Annotated in this window: 4 protein-coding genes and 1 pseudogene; 3 read left to right on the top strand and 2 right to left on the bottom strand. The window is 71.6% G+C overall.

The window, feature by feature from the left end; translation table 11 throughout:
* A pseudogene (locus ACZ3UD_RS37585) lies at nucleotides 1-113 on the bottom strand (electron transfer flavoprotein subunit beta); the annotation flags it as partial.
* Nucleotides 114-376: 263 nt separating this feature from the next.
* The gene (locus ACZ3UD_RS37580) at nucleotides 377-790 is read right to left on the bottom strand and encodes a thioredoxin family protein (protein WP_465598581.1); all 414 of its coding nucleotides are present in this window, start codon (nucleotides 788-790) and stop codon (nucleotides 377-379) included.
* Nucleotides 791-999: 209 nt separating this feature from the next.
* Between ACZ3UD_RS37580 and ACZ3UD_RS37575 the strand changes: the two genes are divergently transcribed.
* The 3 genes from ACZ3UD_RS37575 (at nucleotide 1,000) to ACZ3UD_RS37565 (ending at nucleotide 4,011) form a co-directional block, all read left to right on the top strand.
* The gene (locus ACZ3UD_RS37575; protein ID WP_465598578.1) at nucleotides 1,000-1,425 is read left to right on the top strand and encodes a DUF4395 domain-containing protein; all 426 of its coding nucleotides are present in this window, start codon (nucleotides 1,000-1,002) and stop codon (nucleotides 1,423-1,425) included.
* A gap of 281 nt (nucleotides 1,426-1,706) precedes the next feature.
* Nucleotides 1,707-2,477, top strand: coding sequence for a lysophospholipid acyltransferase family protein (locus ACZ3UD_RS37570; protein ID WP_465598575.1), 771 nt, complete (start codon nucleotides 1,707-1,709; stop codon nucleotides 2,475-2,477).
* Between the two features lie 178 nt (nucleotides 2,478-2,655).
* Nucleotides 2,656-4,011: a TolB family protein gene (locus ACZ3UD_RS37565; RefSeq protein ID WP_465598572.1), complete on the top strand. Its 1,356-nt coding sequence runs from the start codon at nucleotides 2,656-2,658 to the stop codon at nucleotides 4,009-4,011.
* The last annotated feature ends 98 nt before the right edge of the window (nucleotides 4,012-4,109 follow it).

The raw sequence follows: 4,109 nt of genomic DNA, 5'->3' as shown, positions 1-4,109 counted from the left end.
TCCGACAGGAGGCCGTCCACGCCCTCCCGGTCGGTGGTGTGGTCGTCCGCGAAACGACGGTCACCCGTCGCGTCCGGCACGTACTTCACACAGACAACGATCCTCAAGCTCACGGCCTGTCTCCTGTACTGGTCTCGTCCGGCGGCTGCGGTGGTGCAAGCGGGCGCGACACACCACGCACCCGCTCCGGGCAGCGAGTTTCCCGTGCCGGTCCGGAACTTCCTGGCAGCATACTCGCCAGTAGCTCAGTGGTCACTACTGGCCAGTAGCTTACGCCGGGACGGCAGCACCGCCGCTTGCGCCCATCCTGCCCCAGGCGGGCGTGGACTCCACCTCACGGGGTGGCGCAGACCGGCGCGCGAGCCCCCGCCGGCCCTCAGACCGCCTGCCCCAGCGCCGCGATCACATCCGCCTTGCGCGGCATCCCCGCCGCCCGGCGCACCACCCGGCCACCCGCGTCCAACACAAGGACGGTCGGCGTCCGCAGCACCTCCAGCCGACGGACCAGCTCCAGCTGCGCCTCGGCGTCCACCTCGATGTGCGCGACCCCGTCGACCATCCCCGCCACCTCGGCGAGCACCCGCCTGGTGGCCCGGCACGGCTGGCAGAAGGCGGTGGAGAACTGCACCAGCGTCGCCCGCTCACCGAGCGGCCCGCCCAGGTCGGCCTCCGACAGCCGTATCGCCTCGTCCTTGGTGCGCACCCTCAACCTTCCGTCGCGCCTGACCCGTAGCAGACCGAACGTGGCCGCCACCGCCAGCACGACAACGCACACCACCGATCCGGTCATCCCTCCAGTCTGCGGCAGCGCGCGCGGCCCCCGAAAGGGAGGTCGACCGCCGGCGCCGGGCCCGCGTACGATCGGCCGGTGGATTCCGAGCGCACCGCACCGCCGTTGCTGACCTCCCGTCGCGTCGTCGATCTGGGGCGGGCCACCACCTCCCGCTGACATCGACGCGCCCCGCCGCAGCCGTCCGTCGCGACCCTCCCGGAGCCCCTGTGCAGACCGACCCCCGCGGTCCCCGCTTCTCCTCCGCGCTCACCGCCATCGTCCTGGCGGCCGTCCTGATCACCGGCAGCGGCCTCCTGCTCGCCGCCCAGGCCCTGGTCTTCGCGCTCAGCGCCTGCGGCGGGTTGCGGCTCTCCCCGTACGGCCTGTTGTTCCGGGCCTTCGTCCTCCCCCGGCTGGCACCGCCCACCGCGACCGAGGACGAGCGGCCGCTGCGCTTCGCCCAGGGCGTCGGCCTGGTCTTCACCTCCGTGGGCACCCTCGGCTACCTCACCGGAGTCACCTGGCTCGGCCTGCTGGCCACCTCCTTCGCCCTGGCCGCGGCCTTCCTGAACGCCGCCTTCGGCTACTGCCTAGGCTGCGAGATGTACCCGATCGTCCGGCGCGCCCAGGGCCGCCTCGGCGCCGGGGCCTGACCGGCACCACCGCCCCGCCGCCCCGCCGCCGCGCCCACCCACCCACCCACCCACCACGCTGGGGTCGGGGACCGGAAAAGTTCCCGGCCCGATTCATCACGGAGATCACACCGCGAATATTCGCTTGACCGCACGCCTCAGGTGACAGCAGGCACTCGTTCGGGGGATCATCTCCGTGTATCACCCGTGACCGCCGCGGCGTGCCGTGCTCCGGTCGGCCCCCTCGCAACGGCGCGGGTACCGCCGTACCGGGCTCCGGCCCGTGGAAGTCAGGACTGACCGTGGCAGAGTTCGTCTACCCGCCGGTGATCGGCGCCGCACTCACCGCCTTCCGTGCGCTCGACGTGCGGATCAAGATCGTGGGTGCCGAGCACATCCCCGCCAAGGGCGGCGCGGTGCTGGTCAGCAATCACATCAGCTACCTGGACTTCCTCTTCGCCGGTCTCGGCGCCTACCGCGGCGGAAAGCGCAAGACCCGCTTCATGGCCAAGGACGACGTCTTCAAGCACCGCGTCTCCGGCCCCCTGATGCGCGGCATGAAGCACATCCCGGTCGACCGCACCGACGGCCAGCCCGCCTACGAGGCCGCCGTGCGCGCCCTCAAGGCCGGCGAGGTCGTCGGGGTGTTCCCCGAGGCGACCATCAGCCGCTCGTTCATGCTGAAGAAGTTCAAGACCGGCGCGGCCCGGATGGCCGCCGACTCCGGCACCCCGCTGCTGCCCGTCGTGCTCTGGGGCACCCAGCAGCTCTGGACCAAGGGCCGCCCGAAGACCCTCACCAAGCGCCACGTCCCGGTGACGATCATGATCGGCGAACCGATTCACCTGGGCCCGGACGACAAGCCCGTCATGGTCACCAGAAAGCTGCGCGCCGCCATGAGCGAGATGCTCGACCAGGCCCAGCGCCAGTACCCCGGCAAGTCCTCCGACCCGGACGACACCTGGTGGCAGCCCGCCCACCTCGGTGGCACCGCACCCACACTGGAGGTCGCCGAGGCCGAGGACGAGGCGGAGGCCCTCGCCAAGGCCGAGCGCCGCGCCGCCCGGGGCTGACCGAATCCCACCTTCTACTCCGCGCGACCGAGTGAACGCGATCCGTCGCGTGTCGCCCGGCCATCGGCCCTCTCCTTCTGACACAGTGACAGCTCCTTCCAGGGGCCTCCGTCCCGGATCTCCTCCTTGATCCGAGACGGAGCACACGTCGGAGCGGTCGGAAAGGTCGGAGACGGAGATGGCACGGATCACCGGCACACGGCAGTCCCCCATGAGCAAGGCCCGCACCCGCGCAACCGCCGGTGCGGGCCTTCTGCTTCTGGGCACCCTGCTCACCGGCTGCGGGGCCGAGCCCGGGGAGATCCCGCTGTCCGAGATCCGCCCGGAGTCCCCCACCGCCACCTCCGAGCCGACCCCTTCCGCAACCCCCGGTGTGGTCGGCGCCGCGGCCGCCACCCCCGCGCACAACGGACTGATCGTCAGCCGGGCCTACACCGACGCCCGCCGCACCACCAGCGCCATCATCACCCTCGCTCCCGACGGCACCGCCCAGCAGCAGGTCACCCAGCCACCCGACCGCGCCAGCGACGACCGTCCCGACTGGTCCCCCGACGGCAGCGCCATCGCCTTCGACCGAACCGATCCGCGGAGCGGCGCCGCCCGTCTCTGGACGGTCTCCGCCACCGGTGACAACGCCCACCAGATCAGCCAACTCTGCGACACCAGCAGCGGCACCGCCGATTGCGCCAACGAGGACGAGCGCGCCCCCGCCTACTCCCCGGACGGCAAGCAGCTCGCCTTCAGCCGCTCCTGGGGTGCCCTCGACCAGGCCCACGCCAACCAGATCCAGTACTCGGACCTCTACCTGATGAGCCCCGACGGCACCAACGTCCAGCGGCTCACCTTCCTCACCAACGACAAGCCGTACTCCGGTGCCGTCAGCAACCCCAGCTGGTCCCCCGACGGCAAGCAGCTCACCTTCGAGTACCGCACCAGCGCCACCGGACAGCCCGCCAACGGCCGCGCCATCTACATCGTCAGCGCCGACGGCACCGGGCTCCGCCAGCTCACCCCCTGGGAACTGCGCGCCGGCGACCGCGCGAGCTGGTCCCCCGACGGCACCCAGATCCTCTTCACCACCTACCCGGCGGGCCCCGACAACGCCCCCGGCGGCGGCATCTACACCGTCCACCCCGACGGCAGCGCCATCGGCGCCCTCACCCCCGCCCCCTCCAACTCCTTCTACGGCACCGCCGCCTACGCGCCCGACGGCAAGTCCATCGTCTTCACCCAGGCCCCCGCGGGCTCCGGTCCCGACCTCTACAGCATGCGGCCGGACGGTACGGGCGTCGCCCGGCTCACCAACAGCGCCGACAAGTGGCTCGGCCGGCCTGCTTGGGGAACGGCAGCGGTGCCGGTGCAGGCGTCCCAGACACCGCAGGCACCGCAGGGATCTCAGACACCGCAGGCACCGCAGGGATCTCAGGCACCGCAGGCGCCCCAGTCGGATGCCCCGACGGCATCTGCCGAGGCGACGCCGACTCAGGCACAGGGGCAGCCGAACGACTGGGAGGACGAGCCCCAGAACCACTGAGCCGAAACGCGAAGAACCCCCATCCGGAATCCGGATGGGGGTTCTTCTGAATGATTGTTCGGCGGCGTCCTACTCTCCCACAGGGTCCCCCCTGCAGT

Source organism: Kitasatospora sp. NPDC023118, assembly GCF_055560875.1.
This window is presented reverse-complemented; position numbering and strand designations above follow the sequence as displayed.